This is a genomic window from Exiguobacterium sp. s34, assembly GCF_018617435.1.
In the GTDB taxonomy this organism is placed as follows: Bacteria; Bacillota; Bacilli; order Exiguobacteriales; family Exiguobacteriaceae; genus Exiguobacterium; species Exiguobacterium aestuarii.
Genome location: NZ_JACSKE010000004.1, coordinates 170,852 through 192,954, shown reverse-complemented (window position 1 = coordinate 192,954; position 22,103 = coordinate 170,852). Strand labels below are relative to the sequence as shown.

Here is a 22,103-nt window from a genome sequence, read left to right as displayed (position 1 = left end):
GCATGACCATCCATGATATGATTAAGATATATACAATCTTGCTATTAAAAGAGGAGATTATTATGGAAATCGGCTTTTGTGGCTATTCATATCATACAACGACTTATACTTTTCCATTTGCTAACCGACTCGATACGTATCTGATTCGATTGCAGACGGAAGGAACGGCTCGGGTGGTCGTCAATGGGGAAACACTATTCACACGACCTGGTGACGTATTGATTGTTCGTCCGGGTGACTTCTATGAAATGCATGTCGACACACCCGCGAGCGGAGACTACCATATCTTTTGTACCGGATCCTTGATTGATACATGGTGGCATGCGATCCCACGGGAGCGACTGTATTCCATCACCATTGATTCCCGTCTCCTATCGCTATGGCAACACATCACGGAAGAAGTGCGTCGGCCGCCTTCTGAACAGAGCACTGGATTAATCGAAACACTCGTCCAAGCGCTCTTACTCATGCTCGATCGCGCCATCCAAGACGTTCATTCCCATGCACGACCTCCAGTCGTCTCACGCATGATGCGTTTTATCGAAGCCCACGTCACGAGTGACTTCAAAGTGGCAGACGTCGCTATAGAGGTCGGACTTAGTGTTTCACGGACCGTCCATCTCTTTAAAGAAGGGACCGGGATGACGATCATCGAATATGCACAATCGATTCGTCTACAGCTTGCCGAAGAGCAAATGCGCTATACAAAACATTCGTTAGAAACGATTGCGGAACTGTCTGGATTTCGAAGTTATCCATATTTCCACAGAATTTTTAAACGAAAATATGGCGTAGCACCAGGGGTTTATCGCACTCTTCAACAAAAAAACGAAAAAAAAATAAAAAAAGAGTGATCCATTTTTTGAACCGCTCCGTTAGATGGGTGTAAATAACGACAACACTCACTTACGAAAAGGAGCGATTACACATGAAGAAGAAGACGTTAAACAAAATCGTAGCACCGGCACTAGCCTTAGGACTACTCGTACCGGTCAACGCACAAGCGGCGGATCACACACCGACAGCAAGCACACCAGCAGGTGACCTTCGCGCCACACTCGATCAACTCTTATCTGAGCACTACGTATTAGCCGTCACATCGATGATGAAAGGATATGACGAGGCAGCAGATGCTGAGGTCGCAGATCAAGCACTCGATCAAAACGCACTCGACATGACACCAGCTATCGCTTCAATCTACGGTGAAGAAGGCGCTGCACAGTTTGAAGAAATCTTCCGTGGCCATAACGACTATTCAGATGATTTCGTAGAAGCTGCAAAATCAGACAACCAAGAACTACGTATGGAAGCTGAAGCGGAAGTCGATGAGTTCGTAGAAGAATTCTCAACATTCCTCGACGCAGCGACTGAAGGAAACTTACCGAAAGACGCAGCAGCCGATGCACTTGAACTTCATGAAGACCAAGTCCTCTCTGTATTCGATAACTATGTCGAAGGAGATTATGAAGAAGCTTACATGACGTTCCGTGAAGGTTACAAGCACATGTTCAACATCAGTAAAGCCCTCTCAGGTGCAATCGTCACACAAATGCCTGACAAATTCACGACTGGAGCTGACACACCAGCTGTTGAACTCCGCTCGACATTGAACAGTCTTGCAGGTGAGCACTTCGCCCTCGCTGCAATCGGTATGCAAAAAGGTTACGATCAAGCAGAGGACTATGACTACGTGACATGGGCAGAAGACCAAAACACACTCGACTTTAAAGCGGCCATCGCATCTGTATATGGTGACGAAGGTGCTGCACAGTTTGAAAAAGTTTGGAACTCGGATCACATCACAGCACAAGGTGATATCGTAGCCGCTACACTTGAAGGTGACGAAGCGATGATTGAAGATGCGCGCATGCGACTTGATACTTTCGCTGTCGACTTCAGCACATTCCTCGATGCAGCAACAGAAGGTAACTTACCACAAGCTGCCGGTGAAGAAGCCATCAAACAGCACGAAGCGCTTGTACTCGACACATTTGATCAATATGTCGCAGGCGATGCAGAAGCTGCTTGGATGTCATTCCGTGAAGGATATGCGTTCATGTTCGGTGTTGGCGAAACACTCGGTAACGCGATCGTGACACAAATGCCTGACAAGTTCGAAGAAACAATGATGCCTGAAGAGATGCCTGAAACAGGTCTCGGTGGTGCACAAGAACAATCAATGAACAGCCTCTACGCTGCATTAGCTGTACTTGGCGGAATCTTACTCGCCTTCGTAACGCTTCGCAAACGTAAAGTGTCTGAACAATAATCAATAAGGAGGGAGCCCCATGAACAAGCGCCATTTGTTTCTGGCGCTCTCTCTCTTTTGTTTTAGCTTCTGGACGTGGACGAGCGCCCAAGAATCGTCGTCACCACCTGTAGAAGAAAAACAAATAGAGGAGAGCCCGGATTTAACGGCTGAATTCTCACTTCTACAGGAAGAGGTGAAAAAGCTACGTTTAGCCGAGGAAGAAGAAAACGCCAAGGCCGTTACCCCTGTTCAAATCCAGATTCCTAAAATCGATGTCGACACCGCCATCGAACAAGTTGGGGTCCTAGACAATGGACAGATGGGTGTACCAGAAGATGAGAACCAGGTCGGGTGGTTCGAACCCGGTGTCACACCGGGTAGCAAAGGAAATGCTGTGATTGCCGGTCACGTCGACAGCAAAACCGGCCCGGCTATCTTTTATCAACTCGATCAACTGACAAAAGGTAATGACGTTCTGATTCAAGACGAGGCGGGCAACACCCTTCGGTTCCGCGTCACAAAGACAGAACGCTATGATACAAAAACCGCGCCAATCGAAGAAATTTTCGGTGCCACATCAAATCGGAACTTAAATTTGATTACCTGTTCGGGTACGTTCGGGGACGGGGGCTATGATAAACGATTTGTCGTCTATACAGAGCTAGTGGAGACCGAGCTGAACGAAACTGTCGAACTCGAGACACCAACGGCAGTCGAACTAAAAGGAAACTTGTTGACATGGCACGCCGTTCGTCAAGAGAGCGTGATTGGATATCGCGTCTATGAAGTCATCGACGGAAAAGCGACTCATATCGAAAGCATCCCGTCCCATGCACGAAAGAGTATCGAGGTCACAAATGAGAACAATGCATCCTACTACGTGACTGCGATTGACCAGTTGGGAAATGAGTCGAAACCGTCTCAGACAGCGAAGTAGTACGAAACGTCCTTAGCTCACTGCTAAGGACGTTTTTCTATTTCCCATGTATAGTAGATGTAGCAATACATAGATTATGTTTAGGATAAGGAGTTTACACATCATGAAGACGCAACTTTCATCACCTCTCGCAAATCAGTTAAAGAGAAGAATTCGCGCCATTTGGGGTGTGACGGATTCATATTATTGGTACCCTCTATCGACTGCCGGGCGCACCGATGTGATCGCGTTCGATAGCGATTATATTGAAGACATTGATCAAAAAATCGAGGATATTCAGCAATGGATCGTGCGTCGAGGAGCGGATGTCATCTTTGAACTACACGAGGACCGTACGCTTTGGCAAATCGATACCGCTTCCTTGGATCCTTGTTATGACGGGCGCTATTTAGAACGCTATTGGTTCGACCAACACATGAACTGGGTCATTTATGCGTCCCATGAGAGTACGATTAGCTTTGGTGGGCACGAATTGATCACGTCACTTCAGTCCTCTTGGAAAGATTGGCAGGAACACCTGTCTGATTTAGACCATCGATTCATTGAACGATGAACTCCACAAAAAAACGCACCCATTTCATCAATGAGTGCGCTGAGCTTATACGAAGCAAGGAATCTGCGGATTGAACGTCTTGTTGTTCTCCGTCATGACTTGCTTTTTAATTTTGCCTTCTCCAAGGTAGACGATGCGGTCAGCAAGCGCCTCGGCATCTTCCTCATCGTGTGTCACGAAAATCGTCGTCGTGCCCGTCTGCTTCAAAAGACGGCGAAGGTCGTCGCGAATCCGATGTTGGAGTGACGTATCCAAGTTACTAAACGGTTCGTCTAGAATCAACAACGCCGGTTTTGGTGCAAGCGCACGAGCGAGTGCGACACGTTGCTGTTGTCCTCCACTAAGTTCGTACGGATAACGGTGACGGAACTCCGTCAAATTGACGAGTTCGAGCATCTCTTCGACACGCGCATTCCGTTCCTTGCGACTGAGCTTGTGAAGGCCGAATCGAATGTTCTTTTCAACAGTCATGTGCGGGAAGAGTGCGTAATCTTGGAAGACCATCCCGACGCCACGATCTTCTGGCGGCATGAACTGACAATCGTCGCAACAGACACAGTCGTTCACGACGACGACGCCTTGGTTCGGCATCTCGAGTCCTGCGATCAATCGGAGAATCGTACTTTTCCCAGAACCGCTATCCCCAAGAAGCGAGACGATTTCGCCTTTTGTAATCGAAATCGAGAACCCTTTGATTGTTTCTTCATGCGCACCTTTATAGCTAAAATGTAAATCATTGATTTGAACAAACATTAGTCGGCCTCCTTATCAAGCACCTTGTGGGAAACGAAAATCAACAGTCCACTCATGAGGACGATGACGATCGAAGCGAGTGCCGCTTCGTGAATCTTCTCATCACTCACATATTTGAACGCCTGTGTCGCAAGCGTCGAAAAGTTAAATGGTTGTAAAAAGAGCGTCAATGGTAACTCTTTCATAATATCAATAAAGACGAGGATAAACGCGCTCATGATTGCGCCTTTGATCATCGGGATATCGACCCGGAAAAACGTTTGGACCGTGTTCCATCCAAGCATACGAGACGCTTCTGTGAACGACTTCCCGACCTTCTCGAATCCGCTCTCGATCGAATTGTAGCCGATAGCGAGGAAGCGGATGACGTAGGCAAAGATGAGCATGATGAGCGTCGTACGAAACACGAACGTCTGACTCAAGTCGAGCGCCTTAGCCATGTCGAGCACTTTGTCATCGAGCCATAAGAAGAGCGTGATGACCGCAATCGCGATCGCTGCTCCCGGAATCGAATACCCAAGCGTCGTCACCTTTGAAATGACACGTGTCATGTTCGACGGGAATAGTCGCGTATAGTTCGCAATGATGAGTGCGAACAACAGGATGATCACCGTTGCGATAAAAGCGACACGAACCGTATTCCAAACGAGTTGCCAAAATTCTTCCGTGAAGACCGTATCGAACGTCAGGAACGTCCAAGCCGTCAACTGCGTGAACGGAATGACGAATGCGATCGCAAAGACGATTGAGACGTAGGCGAATACCGCGTAGCGATGCCATCCTTGAAGTGGTCTCGGTTTGAGCGGCTTCACTTTCGTCGAAGCGTAACTGAACTGCTTTCGTCCCCGTACGAGCCGTTCCATCGTCAAGATGGCGATGACAAGAATCATAAGGGTACCCGCTAGCTTCAATGCCGACGACGTGTCTTTCATCCCGAACCATGTGCTAAAAATAGCGGTACTGAACGTCTGAATCCCGAAATATTTCACGACGCCATAGTCGTTGAGTACTTCCATCAAGACGAGACTGACACCACCGATAATAGCGACTCGGGAAATCGGAATGACGACGGTGAAGAAAATATCCCACGACCCACGCCCGAGAATCCGTGCGTTCTCAATCATCGAGGACGACTGGTTATGCAGGAACGCTCGTGTAATCGTATAGATGTATGGATACAGGAACAAGGTAAAGATGAACACTGTTCCTTGAATCGACATGATATTGAAGTACGATTGATCGACGGTGATGCCGAACTGGTTCCGTAACGTCGTTTGAATCACACCCGTATAGTTTAAGATGCCGTGATACGTATACGCCCCGATATAAGGCGGGATCGCCAGCGGCAAGATGAGTGCCCATTTAAAGAAGCGACGGAACGGAAAATCATAGACGGTCACGAACCAAGCGAGGCTCGTTCCGATCACAGTCGTCAGAAGGCCAGTGGCCAACATGATGAACAACGTGTTCCGTACGTAACGGGGCAACAAATACTCTTGAATGTGTTGCCAATTCTCATTGACCGGTGCGAACAATTCGACGAGCACGACGATTCCCGGCAAGACGATCAATAAAATCGCGAGAAAGCTGAGGATCGCCCATCCATTCAGTTGTCGTTTTACCGCTTGCCAGTTCATGTCGTACCGCTCCCGTTCTATAAACAATCAATTCCTGTCCCATCATATCAGTTTCTACGTGTCCCGTGTAGCGCTTAGGTGTGAGAAACGCAAAAACCTCCGGCCTGAACTCTCGTTCAAGCCGAAGTCATCTTACTTCCAACCCGCTTCGTTAAAGATACGGATTGCTTCTTGTTGGTTTTCACCAAGTACGGAGAGGTTGATGTCTTGCTCTTTGAACTCGCCCCATGATTGAAGAAGCTCGTTCGGTTCAACCGATTCGTTGACTGGGTATTCGTAGTTCACACTCGCAAATTTCTCTTGAGCTGACGGTTCTGACATGAACTCCATCAACTTCTGAGCGTTTTCTGTGTTTTTCGATGCTTTTGTCATCGCGATACCAGAAATGTTCACGTGTGTGCCCGTTGTATCTTGGTTCGGGAAGAAGACACCGAGCTCTTCAGCGACTTTCTTCTCTTCTTCGTCCTCAGAATTCAACATGAGACCCATGTAGTACGTGTTCATGATGGCGACATCCCCTTCACCGGCGACGACTGCTTTCGCTTGGTCACGGTCGTTCCCTTGTGGGTCACGTGCCATGTTGTTCACTAAGCCTTTCGCCCACTCTTTCGCTTCATCGACACCGTTCACTTCGATGAATGATGCGAGGAGTGAGATGTTGTACATGTTTTCAGACGGACGGACGAGTACTTTGCCGTTCCACTGTTCTTCTGTCAACGCTTCATACGTCGACAACTCTTCTGGTTTCACGCGATCTTTCGAGTACACGATGACACGTGCACGTTTCGTCAAACCGAACCATTCGTTGTCCGTGTCACGATATTTGGCAGGAATGTTTGACTCAAGCTCATCGCTATCGACCGCTTGGAGATGTCCTGCTTCTTTCGCTTGATACAAGTTACCGGCATCTGCCGTAATGAAGAGGTCAGCTTCTGTGCTCTCGCCTTCCGTGTTTAAACGCTCGAGGAGTTCGTCACTCTTACCTTCCACGACGTTTACCTTGATGCCTGTCTCTTCTTCAAACTGCTTATATAATTGTTGATCGACATCGTAGTGGCGACTCGAGTAAACATTGACGACGTTCGAATCGTCTGAGCCTTCATTTGAAGTTGTCTCATCTGTGCTTGCACAAGCGGCAAGGAGCGATGTCGTTAGTGCTGCTGAAATTCCTAAAGCTGCATATTTTTTGTTCATCTGTCATTCCCCCACGTTCAATGATTTCTCTCTATGGTAATGATAATTACTCTCAGTACCTATCATCACTGATAATCATTCTCACGTCAAGGTTTTTCTGCAATCGCTATCACATTGAATGTACGATTTGTGACAGTTTCGAGGTTATCATTTCTTGACTTCAAAAGAATGCGGACGATATAGTGAAATCAAACAAACCGTCTGGTCGGTACAGAAAGGGGTGGAAATATGACAAACCGATCGAACGTCACAAAACAAAAGCTACTCGATGCGGCAACGGACATCATCATGAATCAAGGTGTGCATCAACTTACGTTAGACGAAGTAGCCAAAACAGCCGGTGTTTCCAAAGGTGGACTTCTCTATCACTATGCTTCAAAAGAAGCGCTAATGACCGCAATCGTTGAGCGGTTGCAACAAGAGCAGAATGAACTGTATGCCTCACTGCAACAAGAAGGTCACGGTCCAGTCGAAGCGTTCGTTCGTCTGTTCGACGAGACGAACCTGCATCCCGAACGTTCCGCCATTCACATCGATGTCGAGAAAATGATCGCATTTCTCACGCTGTTCGCCGTCGACCAAGAGTATGCGGATCGATGGAAGCAAGATTTAGATACGTTCTTCGCCCAGTTCCAAAAAACAGCCGACCCGGTTGAAACGATGATCATTCGTTATGCGCTCGAAGGCATGATGATGTCAGAACATTTTGGTGTCGGTGTTCCCCCTGCCGAGCTCAAACAAGCAATTATTGCCCGATTGATTGAGCGGGCGCACGATATCGATCGTCAATCATAAAAAAACAATATATATGAGGAGATTAAAAACCCATGCAGAAAATCACATCCTTCTCCGTTAACAATAAGTTTGCGGTTTGGTTGATGACAATCATCTTAACGGCCGCAGGTCTTTTCGCAGGTCTGACGATGAAGCTCGAGACGTTACCGGACATTACAACACCGACCGTCTCGGTCACAACTATTTATCCAGGTGCATCCCCTGAGCAAGTGCTCGAAGAAGTCAGTAGCGTCCTCGAAGAACGCCTACAAAGTCTGAACGGTGTGGAACAAGTCCGTTCTTCATCGTTCCAAAACGCTTCGAACATCCAAATCGATTACGATTTCAGCACTGATATGGATGAAGCGGAACAACAAGTCAAAGACGCGTTAAGTAACGTCGAGCTACCGGAGTCGGCACAAGAACCTCAAGTGTCACGTCTCAGTTTCGACGCTTTCCCGGTAATCGGGGCTGCCATCTCGGATGAGAGTCTTGATTTGGCAGAATTGACGAAGCTCGTCGAAGAAGAAGTCCAACCTGCGCTTGAAGGTGTGGAAGGTGCACAAACGGTCCAAATTGCCGGACAAGAGATTCGCCGCGTCGAACTTCAATTCGACCAAGAAGCGCTCGCTGAATACAATTTGACAGAAGACACGGTCAAACAATTGATTCAAGCGAACGATGCGCGAATCGCCCTTGGTTTGTATGAGTTGGGTGACACGGAGCAAGCCGTCGTCATCGACGGAAAGTCGGAGACACTCGAAGCGTTCCGCGATATCCAAATCCCTTACTCACCAGCACAATCAGCACCGGCGACACCGTCTGCTCCGACGGAATTGCCACCTGGTCAAACACCAGACGTACCGACAGAGGTCCCGACGGAAACACCATCGGCATTGCCGCCGAACGTCCCAACGACAGTTCCGACTGTCGCGTTGAGTGAGCTTGCTACCATCGAAGACAAAGGAATCGAAGAATCGATTTCCCGCTCGAACGGCGAACGCTCAATCGGCGTACAAGTGACGAAGACGCAAGATGCGAACACGGTAGATGTCGTCAATGCCGTCAAAGAAGTATTGAATGACTTCGAGGCAGAATACGATACGGCGAATGTATCGATCACACTTGACCAAGGACAACCGATTGAAGAGTCGGTCGAGACGATGTTATCGAAAGCATTGCTCGGTGGTCTATTCGCCATCCTGATCATCTTAGTGTTCTTGCGTAACTTCCGATCGACAATCATCGCTGTCATCTCGATCCCGTTGTCGCTTCTCATGGCACTCATCGTGTTGAAACAATTGGACATCACGTTGAACATTATGACACTCGGTGCGATGACCGTTGCGATTGGACGTGTCGTCGATGACTCCATCGTCGTCATCGAGAACATTTACCGCCGACTCACACGGGCGAACGAACCACTTCGTGGAAAAGAACTAATCATCGCGGCGACAAAAGAAGTGTTCATCCCAATCGCCTCGTCTACGATTGTCACAATCGCGGTATTCTTACCGCTCGGTTTTGTCACAGGATTCGTTGGTGAGTTGTTCTTGCCGTTCGCATTGACTGTTGTCTTCGCCCTTCTCGCTTCGTTACTCGTGGCGATTACGGTCGTACCGATGATGGCCGACTCGTTCTTTAAGAACCGCGATAAGTTGAAGCCGGAAGAAGGTCCAGGTAAGCTCGCAGAATGGTATCGTGGCGTCTTGAACTGGTCACTCAATCATAAACTCATCGTTTTCGGTCTCGCTACCGCCCTATTGATCGGTAGCTTCGCGTTAGTCCCAGCAATCGGGGTCAACTTCTTGAATCAGGATTCGGAGAAGACGCTGTTCGTCACATTCGACCCAGAACCTGGTCAAACGCTTGAAGATTCGATTGCCGCAGCAGAAGTGGCCGAAGAATATTTCATGGAAGAACAACCGAACGCAACAGACGTTCAATTTACAGTCGGTGGCGAGAATCCGCTGAACCCAGGAAACAATAAACAAGGAATCTTCATCGTTCAATATGACCCGGATACGGAAGACTTCGCGGATGTGAAGTTGGCCGATATCGAGAAGTTAAATGAACTCGCTTCAAACGGTGAGTGGAAAGAACAAGACTTCTCAGGTGGCGGCGCGACGAGCGGTGTCACGTATAACGTCTATGCCAATACACTTGAAGATTTAGAAGCGATTGTGCCGACCTTCATCGAAACGATTGAAGAAGAGACAGACTACGTGCGTCAGGCAACTTCTGACTTACGTGAGTCATATGTACAATATACGTTCAACGTCGACCAACAGGCCGCAGCGGAAGCTGGTGTGTCAGCAGGTCAAATCGCACAAGTCATCAGTCAATTCCAGGCACCAGAAAGCCCACTTGCGAGCGTGACGGTGGATGACAAACAGTTAGACGTCATTATCCCGAACGAACAAGTGACGTATGACAGTGTGGATGATTTACAAGCACAAGAAATCACGACACCGTTCGGTCCACGCCCGATCTCAGACTTCATTGAAATCGAAGAAGGCACGACACCGGACACACTCGTCGAGCGAGACGGAAAACTGCTCGCACAAGTGAGTGTCGAACTCAGCACGGATAAAGCGACGGAAGCGTCTGCTGCGATCGAAGAACGCGTATCAGAGATCGAGCTTCCATCTGGCGTATCGTATGATGTCGGCGGGGTAACGGAACAGATTCAAGAATCGTTCACGCAGCTCGGTCTTGCGATGCTCGCTGCGATCGCCATCGTATACTTGGTTCTCGTCATCACATTCGGCGGTGCCGTCACGCCATTCGTCGTGTTGTTCTCACTTCCGTATGCGATCATCGGGGGACTTGTGGCCCTTCTCATCACAGGTGAAACGATTTCGGTATCTGCCTTGATCGGAGCACTCATGTTGATTGGGATTGTCGTCACAAACGCCATCGTCTTGATCGACCGCGTCATTCATAAAGAAGAAGCCGGTTTATCAACACGTGAAGCGTTACTTGAAGCAGCAGGCACACGCCTTCGCCCAATCTTGATGACCGCACTCGCGACAATCGGTGCACTCGCACCGCTCGCACTCGGTCTCGAGGGTGGCGCGCTCATCTCGAAAGGTCTCGGTGTCACCGTGATCGGCGGACTCACAAGTTCGACGCTCCTCACGCTGCTTATCGTACCGATCGTCTATGAGTTCTTCGCACGATTCCGTAAGAAAAAACAAGCGTAAACAAAAGAGAGTTGACTTTAATAAGTCGACTCTCTTTTTTCGTTCAATAACACTGCATGATGATTTCGGTTTCTTCAAATCGTTTGGCACGGAGGGCATCTTCTGGGATAAGAAAATAGAGAATACCCGCATCCCCGAACATGACATCTAACTCTTCAGATGTGTCCATTTGAAACAACAGGAATGGATCATCGAATCGTTCCCCATATGTTTCTTGCGCTTCTTCAAACACGTCATTCTGCACTTCATTCGGATGTCCACCGATTGCGTGGAGTTCTTCTTGATCGAATTGTTCGACGAGCGTTTCGTACATGTCGTCACCGAGCAAATCGTACAAATCATACCCATTCTCCGCATAACTCTCTTTAAAAGAAACGGCACGTTCATTCAATGCTTCTCCAACCCTTACTCGCTCAAGTGGCGTTTCTTCCGTATACAAGACATGCCAAAGATGACGTTCGTCCGCATCTCCCCAAGGTTGTTCTTCTAAGTCATAGAAGAAAGACAATAGACCTTCTTTCGGGAGTGCATCCACGGATTCAAAGTCAGATAAATCATTTAAACGGAACTGAGCTAAAAACGTCATATTCTCCCCAGGGTGCAAGTCAGCATGTGGCAAGTCAGGATACCCACCGAATTTTGAATGACCGATTTCAACTTCTTCTCGTATAGTTCGTGGTACAAGCGTCAAATTGACCCGCTTCGTGAACGCACGCAAAATGTCTTCCCCGTTTTGTAACCCTTGCTCTTGGATAAATTGCTCAATCGTTTTTAGTTCCATCTCGACACCCCGCTTGTTTATGATAGATGTAGTATAACATCTCGAACGTATGTACCCCTTATCTTTTTTGTTATACCCTTTTCTTGACCAATAACGATGAATTTGAGAAGATTCATACGTTTTGAATGACGCGAAAGGAAGTCATATAAATGAAATTATTTAAATGGATCATCGGACTCTCACTCTTGTTTGGGTTGAGCACGCTCGGCAACTGGATCGTTGAAACGTTCTCCTGGAAAGTACCGGGCAGTGTCATCGGCATGGTGCTCTTGCTCGTCCTCTTACTGACAAAAGTCATTCGCGTGGAGTGGATTGAAGACAGCGCTGGATATTTGACGAAGCATCTCGCCTTCTTCTTTATCCCGATTGCCGTCGGTCTCATGGCGTACGGTACGTTGTTAAAAGCCGCCGGCATCCCGCTTCTCCTCACGTTACTCGCCAGCATGGCGGTCGGAATGATTGTGACGGCGCTCGTTTCCGGGAAAGAAGGTGAGGCATCATGACATACGTTTGGATTGGGTTGACGATTCTTGTGTATACGCTTAGTCGGCAACTCTCTAAAAAATGGGCATCCCCGTTCACCAATGTCGTCTTCTTAAGTACAGCCATTTTGATTCTCTTGTTACTCGTGACGGGACAGTCCTATGATACGTATAAACCGGCTACCGATCTCATCACGATCTTACTCGGTCCAGCGACGGTCGCCCTCGGATTGCCACTCTATCGCAACCTACCTGTGTTACTCGCTCGGGCAAAGCGAGCATTAAGTGCGATTGTTATCGGGACTCTCTCCACGATTTTTGTCGCTGTGCTCTTCGGGAAGTTGTTTTCGTTTACCGAAAACGTGTTGATTGCGCTATCGGTCAAGTCGGCCACATCCCCAATCGCCCTCGAGTTGGCACGACAACTAGAGGGGGATGCGACACTTGCCGCCTCAATTGCCGTCGCCTGCGGTATTTTAGGTGCGATGCTCGGACCGGTCTTGTTGACGTGGATCCGTATGGACGACCCGTTCACGCGTGGACTTACGCTCGGCACCATCAGTCACGGGATTGGAACTGCTCAAGCAGCGACTGAACATCCGCTGTCTGGTGCAACAGGTGGTGCTGCGATGGGATTGACCGCCATCTTCACATCGTTCATCTTACCCATTCTATATCCGTTTCTCTTTTGAACAGGTCACGCCCACTTCATCGATGGGTGTGACTTTTTTGTTTCGACTTCGAGCGCTCGTGATAAACTAATGAAGATGAAACTTTTAGAGGAGGGCAATCCATGCAAGAAAAATTAATTGAACGCTTAATGACTTACGCGAAGATCGATACACAGTCTGACTTCACGAGTACGACAACACCATCGACGGCTAAACAATGGGATTTGATTCGTCATTTGGAGAAAGAATTAAAAGAACTCGGACTGACAGATGTCGAGACGGATGAATACGGCTATCTATTCGCCACACTTCCAAGTAACGTCGATTATGACGTCCCGACAATCGGATTCCTTGCTCACGTGGATACAGCGACCGACTTCACAGGAACGAACGTGTCACCTCAACTCGTTGAGCATTATGAAGGTGGCGACATTGTCTTGAACGAGTCATTGAATGTCGTCTTATCACCAAAAGACTTCCCGGAACTTGATGGGTATATCGGGCATACGCTCATGACAACCGACGGCACGACACTCCTCGGTGCGGATGATAAAGCAGGGATCGCTGAAATCGTCACAGCTGTCGAATACTTATTGGCTCATTCTGAGATTCCACACGGGACGGTTCGCATTGCCTTCACACCAGATGAAGAAATCGGGCGTGGACCACATAAATTCGATGTCGCCCGTTTTAATGCGGACTTCGCTTACACGATGGATGGGGGACCGCTCGGCGAGTTGCAGTATGAAAGCTTCAACGCAGCGGGTGCGACCGTCACCTTCCACGGAACGAACGTACACCCAGGTAGCGCGAAAAACAAGATGGTGAACTCGATGAAGCTCGCGATGGCTTTCCAAAACCGTTTACCGGCTGATGAGGCACCAGAGCGTACGAGCAACTACGAAGGATTCTTCCATTTGAACGGCTTCAATGGGGATGTGGAGAAGACGACACTTCAATACATCATTCGCGATCACGACAAACAGAAGTTCGAAGCACGTAAAGCATTGATGGAGAAACTTGTCCTCGAATGGAAACAAAAATACGGGGAAGAGCGGATCGAGCTCAAGATGGAAGATCAGTATTACAACATGGCCGAGAAAATCGAACCCGTGAAACACATCGTCGATACCGTCGCTGACGTCATGCGCGGCCTTGGCATCGAACCGAAGATTGAACCGATTCGTGGTGGAACAGACGGATCGCAACTTTCTTACATGGGTCTTCCGACACCAAACATTTTCACGGGTGGCGAAAACTATCACGGGAAGTTCGAATATATCTCTGTGAACAATATGGAAAAAGCAACAACCGTCATCATCGAAACACTTCGCACATTCGCGAAGCGTGCACAAGCATAACAAATGCGCCTCCAATCGTTCTCTTTTACACTAGAGACATTGGAGGCGATTTTTGATGAAACATACATTTAGCATGAACCTCGGCTGGGATGGCGGACGAAATGACGTCGGTACCCTCGAGGCCGAGCGGTTAAAGACACAGATTTCAATCCCACCCGAAATGGACGGTCCCGGAGTCGGTACGAATCCGGATGAGATGTTACTCGGAGCCGCGGCCACGTGTTATATCATCACACTCGCAGCCGTACTCGGACGAAGTGACTTGACTCACCGTGGCATCACGATTGATGCGGAAGGCATCGTCGATGTGACGAACGGTATCTTCACCTATGAGACGATTCGCTATGAGACAACGATTCAAGTACCTGCAGAGATGACGGATCGAGAAATCACGCTAGTCGAGCGCATTGCGAAAAAAGCGAAAGATCAATGTATGATTTCACGCGCACTCGCAGGAAATGTGGCGTTTGAATTGAATACGACTGTTGTACGAGTCGACTAAAGCCATCGTGATGATGGCTTTTTCTGTGCATCGAAGTATCAGCTACCTTGTTAATCGACAATCTCACCTTTCACAGAAATTCCTCGTACAACCGCGTCTTCTCCAATTTGAAAATAATATCGGTACGGGCCTTTTTGAATCATCGTTGCCTCGGTAAACGTATTGTCGTGATGAGATTTTATTTCAATCGTATCGATTTCTGGATTGTTCACTTCTCCAAATCCCACATTGAAAGAATGTTCGACGTTTCCGGCTTCATCGTATTCTCGTAAAAATGTGCTATATGAGGTGAAATTGTCGTTTTCATAGTGCGTCCACCCTCTTGGTCCAAGAAGCTCCCACCCTTCCTCGTTATTCCCCTCAAAGAACTGGACGACTAGTGCCTCCATCTTATTTTGAAACTCACTATTATCTTGAAACTCTATGACATCTTGGAACTCTGCTGGATCTGGAATCGTCGTGTACATGACGATGGTCACCCCATCGTGACGGGTTGTATAAATCAATTTATTCATGTCATAAGTGAGACCCTTAGCCAACGCCTCGTCAAAATCATCATATTTCCCAAACTCAAACTTCCCCACCTCAAACGCTTGAAGTTCACTCTTCAATAGCGAATTCACGATACTTGAACTGACCACAACGAATAGGATGATCAACCAAAGTTTAATTTGTTTCATAGTATCCCCCATTTTATTTACGTTCATTTCGTTCTACATAATATTTCCATCTTACGGTGTAGAATCCTCTATCATGATGCACAAGTTGATCTTTAACGTTTGTGAATCATGACGTGACACTGCGCGATTTTTAAAAACGTGATACAATACACGTCGTAAACTAATCAGAAAAACGAGGGATACCATACATGATTACAGTAAATAACGTCAGCCTACAATTTGGCGGTCGCAAGTTGTTCGAAGACGTGAACATCAAGTTCACACCAGGCAACTGTTACGGATTAATCGGTGCAAACGGTGCCGGTAAATCGACATTCTTAAAGATTTTATCAGGTGAGCAAGATACGACGACGGGTGATGTCAGCATCACACCGGGTGAGCGTCTCGCCGTCCTCAAACAGGACCACTATGCGTATGAGGACAGTGCTGTTCTCGAGACCGTCATCATGGGTCACGAGCGTCTTTATAGCGTCATGAAAGAAAAAGACGCGATTTATATGAAAGAAGATTTCTCAGACGAAGACGGCATGCGTGCAGCTGAACTCGAAGGCGAATTCGCCGAGTTGAACGGCTGGGAAGCAGAGTCAGAGGCGTCGATGGTTCTTCAAGGTCTCGGAATCACAGAAGCGCTTCACCAGAAACAAATGAGCGAACTCACAGGTGGCGAGAAAGTCAAAGTCCTTCTTGCCCAAGCACTCTTCGGTAAACCAGACATCTTGCTTTTGGACGAGCCGACCAACGGACTTGACCTAAAAGCAATTCAATGGTTGGAAGAGTTTTTGATCAACTTTGAAAACACAGTCATCGTCGTTTCCCACGACCGTCACTTCTTGAACAAAGTCTGTACACATATGGCAGACCTCGACTTTGGAAAAATCCAATTGTACGTCGGGAACTACGACTTCTGGTATGAGTCAAGCCAACTTGCTTCACGTATGGCTTCAGACCAGAACAAGAAGAAGGAAGAGAAGATCAAAGAACTCCAAAACTTCATCGCACGCTTCAGTTCGAACGCCTCAAAGGCGCGTCAAGCGACGTCGCGTAAGAAGTTGCTCGATAAGATCACACTCGATGACATTCGTCCGTCGTCACGTCGTTATCCGTTCGTCGGATTCACGATGGAGCGCGAGATCGGGAACGATGTTCTCTATGTCGACAACGTATCGAAGACGATTGATGGCGTAAAAGTACTCGACAATGTCACGTTCTCACTCAACAAGACGGACAAAGTCGCATTCGTCGGTCGTTCGGACGTTGCCATCACGACGCTCTTCAAAATTCTTATGGGTGAGATGGAACCAGATACAGGTTCGGTCAAATGGGGCGTAACGACGACTCAGTCGTACTTCCCGAAAGACAACTCGGAATACTTCGAAGGCTCGGAAAAGAGTATTTTGGACTGGTTGCGTCAGTTCTCACCAGCTGATGAGTCAGATACGTTCCTTCGCGGATTCCTTGGTCGCATGCTCTTCTCAGGTGAAGAAGTCATGAAGAAAGCGTCTGTCCTCTCAGGGGGAGAAAAAGTACGCTGTATGCTCTCGAAGATGATGCTCTCGAACTCGAACGTGCTCGTCCTCGACGATCCGACGAACCACTTGGATCTTGAATCAATCACTGCACTTAACAACGGTCTCGAGTCGTTCAAAGGCGTGCTTCTCTTCAGCTCACATGACCATCAGCTCATCTCGACGATTGCGACACGCATCATCGAAGTGACACCGAACGGCATCGTGGATAAAGAAGCAACGTACGATGAGTACTTGGAGAACGAAGCGCTTCAACAACAAGTTGAATCACTTTACCAAAACGCATAATAAAAAAATCGGCTCAAACGCGAGCCGATTTTTTTATTTAACGTCTACCGTCTCCATCACGTGTTCATGAATGTCATGACCTTTCGTGACATGGACTTGAACGTTGTATGCGCCAGATTCAGTAAAGGTGTACGATCCTTTATACATTCCTGCCTCTGCCTCTTCCAACTTCACCCACTCATGCTTTTCTGCCCCGTCTTGGAAGATTTCGAGTTGTACGTCTGCTCCCGCGAGCATCTCCTCTTCAATCATAACGTGCACCATGAACGGTTGTTCTTCACCTGCTGTCGCCTCTTTTGGGTCAAGCGTGATATCCGCTCCAGCGTGGTGATGATGGTCACTATCCTCTTCCGCTTCGGCAGCCGTTTCTGGATGTCCGACTGTCACGTTCGTCGTCGGCATCGTGTGCATCGAACGAGCCGTCACGTGAACTTGGACCGTGTAGACTGCTTCTTCAGCGAACGTCGTCTCCGCTTCATAGACGCCATCTTTCGTGAGCGTCGCCTTAATCATGTCGCTCTCTTCTTTCGCACCGTTCTTCCACACTTCGAATTTAATCTCATCCGCATCGTCTACAGGCTGACCGTCTTGCGTGACTTTTACAGATAAAGGTACTGTTTCTTCTTTTTCTGCCGTCGCCGCCACCGTCAACTCTGCTTCAACAGGTTCCATCGATTGTGGAACAGCTGCGCTTTCCGCTTCTTTTTCCGTGCCGCACGCACCGAGTACGAACAGGCCGATGAGTCCAAACACGACCCCAAACCGTGTCATCATCTTTTTCATCATAAGTCCTCCTTATAAATCGCTTACATCTTTCACACATTCTTCATGATACCATCCCTTTCCAGAAAGAGTGTGAGCATTCTGTGATATATCCCACGATACGTTCTCACAAATTTCACACATATGATTAATTGAAAATTTATCGTGTGCATTTCCGAATTTTAGTCCATCATTTCTAAAAAGGGGTATATAAAAACTATATAAGGTGTGCATTTGGAAAGTCTTAACATCAAGAGGATGACATCATGAATGGAGGCGAATTCAGGTGAAACGTAGGGTCATTCGTGGGGCGATGGCATTTTTCATCTTATTGGCGATGGTGATCACACAATCGATTTCCGTCAGTGCCGCCGCTTCAAAATTTATCACGAGTGTGAACACGACGAGCAAGGTTGTCGCGTTGACATTTGATGACGGGGCAGACGGTGCGAACACGAACAAGATTTTAGACATTTTGGCAAAAAACAACGTGAAAGCGACCTTCTTTTTAACCGGATCGGGTGCGAACAATCATCCCCAATACATTAAAAACATCGCTGCAAAAGGACATCAGCTCGGTAATCACTCGTATACGCATCCTGATTTCACCAAACTGACTGCCACTCAAATGAAATCCGAACTCGACCGCACGGAAGCTTTGATTAAATCGTTGACTGGCAAAACGACGAAACCACTTTTCAGAGCACCGTTCGGAGCCGTCAATAGTGCCGTATTGAACGGCGTCGGCGCCGCCGGATATGGATACACGATTCAATGGAACATCGACACAATTGACTGGAAAGGATTGACCGCGAGTCAAATCAATACGAAAGTACAAACCAATATTAAACCGGGTTCCATCGTTTTGATGCACACAGGTGCGGGGGCACCGGGCACCCCACTCGCATTACCAACGATGATTTCGCAACTCAAAGCAAAAGGGTACAAATTTGTCACGGTTTCGCAATTACTCGCCTATCAAAACACGTCAACGAACAAAACGTATACCGTGAAATCCGGTGACACGTTGTACAGTATTGCACGGACATACGGTGTCACCGTATCGGCTCTTGCTGCCGCAAACAATATCACGAACTACAGCTTGATCTATGTTGGACAAGTGCTCATCATCCCAGGAACAACCGTCACACCACCACCTACAACGACCGTGAAATATACGGTGAAGTCGGGCGACACACTCTACAAGATCGCGACAATGTACAATACGACCGTCGCGAAGATCGCAGCCGCCAATAACATCACGAACATCAACCTCATCAGTGTCGGACAGGTGCTCATCATTCCTGGAACGACCGTCACACCACCACCTACAACGACCGTGAAATATACCGTGAAGTCGGGCGACACACTCTACAAGATCGCGACAATGTACAATACGACCGTCGCAAAAATTGCAGCCGCTAATAACATCACGAACGTCAATCTCATCAGTGTCGGGCAAGTGTTGACCATTCCGAAATGATTGCCTCGTGAATCTTTTCCTCAGCTTGTGACGTATCGTATACAAACAGGAAAAGAGGAACCGCTATGACTAGAACCTTAATCCGTGTCAGTACTACTGCATTCGTCGGACTTTTGGTTTCAATTGCCACATTCTCGATTTTGATTTGGCTCGGTTATGAACAGGCACTCACATCGGGTGAGCCGATTCGATTGTTCACTCGCGATATTTATCAATTCGAAGACGGGACCGGGGTCGCCAATCAGAATCAGATGGCCATCCTCGGTGCCGGATTTATGGGCATTGTCGTTCTCATCGGAGAGATCGGGATACGTCTTAAACAAAAGTAACCGCTGCGCGAGCAGCGGTTACTTTTTTAATGCTGATGTCCCCCACCATGACCATGGGAGTGAGCTGTAGGTTGCTCCAGCTTGTCAATCTGGTCTTGCGGTACATCACCGACAATCATCCATGCGGTCGGTGTATACACTTTCTGGCCTTCATGCACCATGCCGTTCACTTGATATATGCCTTGATCGAGCTTCACGCTCGTCACGAGATATCCATCTTTTTCGGTCACTTCGTACGTACGTGTCTCTTCTGTATCGTAAGGTGTGACTTGAATATGACTTTCCGTCACACGTTCGTCATTCGATACTTTCATCGCAAGCGTCGTCGACCCAACTTCTACACGTTCAGGTACGATCAATTGAATGCCGATTGGATCAATTGTGCGTTCTACTGGTTGAAGCTGACACGCTCCTAACCAAATCGTCGCCAGGATGACAGGAATGACTCGGATGAATCGTTTCATGCTGCCACCTCCGCATTCAATTTCCGTCGACCGATGAACCAATCGAAAAGAAGCACGACGAGGATACTGATTCCTGCGAGCGGTAATGTGACGCCGAGAAGTAAAATGAGGACTCCTACGATACGCTTGATGCGTTCATCCTCGAATCGCTTCATCTGTTCGATGGATCCGACTTTCCGTTTTCGCCACATCACGAATGAGCTGATGACCACGAAAATGAGACCTAGACAAAGCGCGACCCCGACCAATTGATTGAGTAAGCCGAATAGGCGACCTTCATGGAATGAGATTCCGACCGTAATCAATTTTCCGAGAATCCCATAATCCGCATACGTCACAGAGCTGAGTGTTTCACCACTATATTGATCTAAGTTCACCGTCGCTTCTTTAAACGGATGTCCTGCTGCCGATGTAACAGTGTAGACGCCTGTTTCGCCTTCAGGAAGCGAAATCGTGTACGGTCGATCAATCGACGTATTGTTCACGACCTGATTCAAGTCAATTGGCAATAGCGAACTCGGTGAAGACGCTGGGACGAGGTCTGCTTGTGTCGCCCAAGGCACGTCTTCTGCCACATCTTTCGTGGTCACGGTTGATTCAGGTTTAGCACCGAACGCATACGCGTACATCGGTGTTCCGGTGTTTGTCGATGAGGAAACCCATTGCAACATCGCACCCGACACGGATGACCAGGCCAATCCTGAACTGATGATGATGACAAGTCCTAACGATGACCATAAAGCGACGCTACCGTGCATTTGCTTCCACCACTGCCGCCCTTTCCCGAGCTTCGGCATAAGCATCCGAATCGGGTTTTTCCCACGTGGCCAGAATAAGAATGTCCCCGTAATAAGAAGAATGATCGCCCAGGACGCCGCGAGTTCGACGACCCAGTTCCCGATTTGACCACCTAATAGTGTGCCATGAATCAAAACTAATAGATCCATGCTACTTTCAGCAGTTCGCGTTCCTAAAACTTCTGCAGTTTCTGGATGAATATATGTATACATCATCTCGTCATTGTTCATCCAACCGATTCGAGTCGATTCTCCTTCACCTGGCAAACGGATCGATGTGATCATCGCCTCCGGATGTTCTGCCAGGAATGACTCCTTTTGGACTTCAATCGGTTGTTCTTCGGCAAATGATGCCGTCATCATGTCTCTGTATTGTATTTTCGTTAATTGCGGTTCAAATAAATAAATGCTGCCCGTCACAGCCAGGATAATAAAAATCGGTGCAAATATAAGTCCTGCATAAAAGTGCCAACGCCACACCGCTTGATACCAAGCGTTGCGTTTGTTCAATCGTTCCCCCTGCATGCCGCTTCCCCCTTTGTCATTGTGTCCAACTTGTGAACAGATTGAGTATACAAGGAATGGAAACGGTTTATTCTTTTCAATTGTGACAACTATTCGTCGAATTGAAGAAGTGAAAATGAACTTCAATTCATCTTTTTTTCACATTTT

General features: G+C 47.8%; 21 protein-coding genes. 13 read left to right on the top strand and 8 right to left on the bottom strand.

The window, feature by feature from the left end; all coding sequences use genetic code 11:
- The first annotated feature begins 62 nt into the window (after window positions 1-62).
- The 4 genes from KNO87_RS10375 to KNO87_RS10360 all read left to right on the top strand — a co-directional run bounded on the left by KNO87_RS10375 (window position 63) and on the right by KNO87_RS10360 (window position 3,741).
- The gene (locus KNO87_RS10375) at window positions 63-854 is read left to right on the top strand and encodes a helix-turn-helix domain-containing protein (RefSeq protein WP_214796020.1); all 792 of its coding nucleotides are present in this window, start codon (window positions 63-65) and stop codon (window positions 852-854) included.
- A gap of 74 nt (window positions 855-928) precedes the next feature.
- Window positions 929-2,269, top strand: coding sequence for a globin family protein (locus tag KNO87_RS10370; protein ID WP_214796018.1), 1,341 nt, complete (start codon window positions 929-931; stop codon window positions 2,267-2,269).
- A 19-nt stretch (window positions 2,270-2,288) separates the two neighbouring features.
- Window positions 2,289-3,188 (top strand): class F sortase, encoded by a 900-nt coding sequence (locus tag KNO87_RS10365; RefSeq protein WP_214796016.1) that lies wholly within the window; start codon window positions 2,289-2,291, stop codon window positions 3,186-3,188.
- A 103-nt stretch (window positions 3,189-3,291) separates the two neighbouring features.
- A complete protein-coding gene (locus KNO87_RS10360) occupies window positions 3,292-3,741 on the top strand; it encodes a hypothetical protein (RefSeq protein WP_214796014.1) in 450 nt (149 codons plus the stop codon).
- 45 nt (window positions 3,742-3,786) lie between these two features.
- Here the strand turns inward: KNO87_RS10360 and KNO87_RS10355 are convergent, their stop codons facing one another.
- The 3 genes from KNO87_RS10355 to KNO87_RS10345 form a co-directional block, all read right to left on the bottom strand.
- Window positions 3,787-4,494 (bottom strand): ABC transporter ATP-binding protein, encoded by a 708-nt coding sequence (locus KNO87_RS10355; RefSeq protein WP_214742571.1) that lies wholly within the window; start codon window positions 4,492-4,494, stop codon window positions 3,787-3,789.
- Window positions 4,494-6,131, bottom strand: a complete 1,638-nt coding sequence (locus KNO87_RS10350) for an ABC transporter permease (RefSeq protein WP_214796012.1) — start codon at window positions 6,129-6,131, stop codon at window positions 4,494-4,496. The genes KNO87_RS10355 and KNO87_RS10350 overlap by 1 nt, the downstream gene beginning before the upstream one ends.
- Before the next feature lie 132 nt (window positions 6,132-6,263).
- Window positions 6,264-7,325, bottom strand: coding sequence for a Fe(3+) ABC transporter substrate-binding protein (locus KNO87_RS10345; RefSeq protein WP_214796011.1), 1,062 nt, complete (start codon window positions 7,323-7,325; stop codon window positions 6,264-6,266).
- Between the two features lie 228 nt (window positions 7,326-7,553).
- Between KNO87_RS10345 and KNO87_RS10340 the strand changes: the two genes are divergently transcribed.
- Entirely contained in the window at window positions 7,554-8,120 is a 567-nt protein-coding gene (locus KNO87_RS10340) for a TetR/AcrR family transcriptional regulator (RefSeq protein WP_214790210.1), read from the top strand.
- Window positions 8,121-8,152: 32 nt separating this feature from the next.
- On the top strand, window positions 8,153-11,305 hold the full coding sequence (locus KNO87_RS10335; protein ID WP_214796009.1) for an efflux RND transporter permease subunit: 3,153 nt from the start codon (window positions 8,153-8,155) through the stop codon (window positions 11,303-11,305).
- Window positions 11,306-11,348: 43 nt separating this feature from the next.
- Here the strand turns inward: KNO87_RS10335 and KNO87_RS10330 are convergent, their stop codons facing one another.
- Entirely contained in the window at window positions 11,349-12,086 is a 738-nt protein-coding gene (locus tag KNO87_RS10330; RefSeq protein WP_214796007.1) for a YwqG family protein, read from the bottom strand.
- A 149-nt stretch (window positions 12,087-12,235) separates the two neighbouring features.
- On the opposite strand from KNO87_RS10330, the gene KNO87_RS10325 reads away from it, so the two are divergent.
- The 4 genes from KNO87_RS10325 to KNO87_RS10310 all read left to right on the top strand — a co-directional run bounded on the left by KNO87_RS10325 (window position 12,236) and on the right by KNO87_RS10310 (window position 15,102).
- Window positions 12,236-12,589 (top strand): CidA/LrgA family protein, encoded by a 354-nt coding sequence (locus KNO87_RS10325; protein ID WP_214790206.1) that lies wholly within the window; start codon window positions 12,236-12,238, stop codon window positions 12,587-12,589.
- Window positions 12,586-13,260 (top strand): LrgB family protein, encoded by a 675-nt coding sequence (locus KNO87_RS10320; protein WP_214796005.1) that lies wholly within the window; start codon window positions 12,586-12,588, stop codon window positions 13,258-13,260. The genes KNO87_RS10325 and KNO87_RS10320 overlap by 4 nt, the downstream gene beginning before the upstream one ends.
- 101 nt (window positions 13,261-13,361) lie before the next feature.
- Entirely contained in the window at window positions 13,362-14,600 is a 1,239-nt protein-coding gene (gene pepT / locus KNO87_RS10315) for a peptidase T (RefSeq protein WP_214796003.1), read from the top strand.
- Between the two features lie 52 nt (window positions 14,601-14,652).
- The gene (locus KNO87_RS10310) at window positions 14,653-15,102 is read left to right on the top strand and encodes an SACOL1771 family peroxiredoxin (RefSeq protein ID WP_371816663.1); all 450 of its coding nucleotides are present in this window, start codon (window positions 14,653-14,655) and stop codon (window positions 15,100-15,102) included.
- Window positions 15,103-15,152: 50 nt separating this feature from the next.
- On the opposite strand, the gene KNO87_RS10305 is transcribed toward KNO87_RS10310, so the two are convergent.
- Entirely contained in the window at window positions 15,153-15,782 is a 630-nt protein-coding gene (locus tag KNO87_RS10305) for a hypothetical protein (RefSeq protein WP_214795999.1), read from the bottom strand.
- 188 nt (window positions 15,783-15,970) lie between these two features.
- Here KNO87_RS10305 and KNO87_RS10300 point away from each other — a divergent pair, with 188 nt between their 5' ends.
- A complete protein-coding gene (locus tag KNO87_RS10300; protein WP_214790196.1) occupies window positions 15,971-17,596 on the top strand; it encodes an ABC-F family ATP-binding cassette domain-containing protein in 1,626 nt (541 codons plus the stop codon).
- A gap of 33 nt (window positions 17,597-17,629) precedes the next feature.
- Here the strand turns inward: KNO87_RS10300 and KNO87_RS10295 are convergent, their stop codons facing one another.
- The gene (locus KNO87_RS10295; protein WP_214790194.1) at window positions 17,630-18,379 is read right to left on the bottom strand and encodes a FixH family protein; all 750 of its coding nucleotides are present in this window, start codon (window positions 18,377-18,379) and stop codon (window positions 17,630-17,632) included.
- Between the two features lie 265 nt (window positions 18,380-18,644).
- Here KNO87_RS10295 and KNO87_RS10290 point away from each other — a divergent pair, with 265 nt between their 5' ends.
- On the top strand, window positions 18,645-19,841 hold the full coding sequence (locus KNO87_RS10290) for a LysM peptidoglycan-binding domain-containing protein (protein ID WP_214795997.1): 1,197 nt from the start codon (window positions 18,645-18,647) through the stop codon (window positions 19,839-19,841).
- A 65-nt stretch (window positions 19,842-19,906) separates the two neighbouring features.
- The gene (locus tag KNO87_RS10285) at window positions 19,907-20,170 is read left to right on the top strand and encodes an LlsX family protein (RefSeq protein ID WP_214795995.1); all 264 of its coding nucleotides are present in this window, start codon (window positions 19,907-19,909) and stop codon (window positions 20,168-20,170) included.
- Between the two features lie 26 nt (window positions 20,171-20,196).
- Here KNO87_RS10285 and KNO87_RS10280 read toward each other — a convergent pair whose 3' ends face one another.
- Both KNO87_RS10280 and KNO87_RS10275 read right to left on the bottom strand, forming a co-directional pair.
- Complete coding sequence (locus KNO87_RS10280) at window positions 20,197-20,634, bottom strand: hypothetical protein (RefSeq protein WP_214795993.1); 438 nt, start codon at window positions 20,632-20,634, stop codon at window positions 20,197-20,199.
- On the bottom strand, window positions 20,631-21,956 hold the full coding sequence (locus tag KNO87_RS10275) for a PepSY-associated TM helix domain-containing protein (RefSeq protein WP_214795991.1): 1,326 nt from the start codon (window positions 21,954-21,956) through the stop codon (window positions 20,631-20,633). The genes KNO87_RS10280 and KNO87_RS10275 overlap by 4 nt, the downstream gene beginning before the upstream one ends.
- Between the last annotated feature and the right edge of the window lie 147 nt (window positions 21,957-22,103).